1 protein-coding gene is annotated in these 1,165 nt (G+C 62.0%); it reads left to right on the forward strand.

Annotated features, from left to right (window positions below; genetic code table 11):
* Positions 1–220: 220 nt before the first annotated feature.
* On the forward strand, positions 221–1,165 hold a 945-nt coding region (locus KDK17_RS05620), incomplete at its 3' end, for a hypothetical protein (RefSeq protein ID WP_257287549.1).

The following is a 1,165-nucleotide window of genomic DNA, read 5'->3' on the forward strand; positions in this document are numbered from 1 at the left end:
GGTGCAGGCGCACTCCGCCAGCCTCCTGGCCGATACCCCGGGTGGCTACCAACTGTGGATACCGGACAAGGCCTGGGACACAACCCGGGTGGTCAGCGAAAACCTGACGGTGGAGTCAGGGCCCTTTGCGCACTGGCAAGTCAAGGCCACCGGGCAGACCGTCGCCAAGTCTAACGATACCCTGAGTGTGCGCCAGTTCACCCCTCAATCCGGCGTGGTGATGACGAGCCTGGACCTGGGCCAGTTGGTCAACCCGGTCTTCGCCAACGTCACCCTGCAATATAACGACACTGCCTGGACCACCGCCAGTGCCCGTGCGTTCATCGGAGGGCTCAAGGAACAGTTGCGCATCAAGGTGAGCCAGGCCCGGGAGCAGTTCTCGGCAACGGTGGGGCTGGTGCCACTGACCCCAACAACCCCGGTCACCAATCACACCCTGTTAAGCGCTTTCGGACCACTGGATCTCTGGTACTTGCCGGACGGTAGTGGCACCCTGCTGGCGGCCAAAACCGACGACCAGTTCAAGATTAAGGTCAATGTCGACGGCGAGCTGCTCGCCCTGTCGAAAACCCGCAGAAAGCACGCCTTCCAGTTTTTCCCCCAGCCCAACCGGGACGCCAGGGGCCATCCTTTTTGTGGGAAGGCTGGCACCGTTCGGCTGACCGGGATACCCAGCGAGTTCACCGCCCTGCCCTCCATTCCCTGCCGTTACGCCTTGCCGGATGGCATCGAATTGCGAGGCGACTACCAGTTGGAGCCCGATGCCCGGACATGGCGCATCAAGACCCCGAAGGCTGAATACCTGGCCAACCGGAAACGCCTGTCCCTGGTGGCGCTGGACCTCAGCCAGATGGGGCCCGGGAAAGCCTCCGGCAACCCAATCTTCCGGACCCGGCAGGATTTCAGGCAGGCCATGCGTTCCGTGCCAATAAGCGCTCGCCGGCTGCGGGCCGACACCCGACTGATCGCCCTCAAGCTGCGTCCCGGCTATACCCCAACCCAGGTGGCCTGGATGGATTACTGGGGCCGGTATTCTTATCAACAGAGACTGTTGTTCGGCCTGCCTGACAAGGAGCACGGTGTTCAGCAAGTGATTATTGGTCAAACCACGGTCAGGAAAAAGAGCACAACCCGGAATGCCTGGCAGCCTGAGTCAACGGCTTCG

Source organism: Endozoicomonas sp. SESOKO2, from assembly GCF_024606245.1.
GTDB lineage: Bacteria > Pseudomonadota > Gammaproteobacteria > Pseudomonadales > Endozoicomonadaceae > Endozoicomonas_A.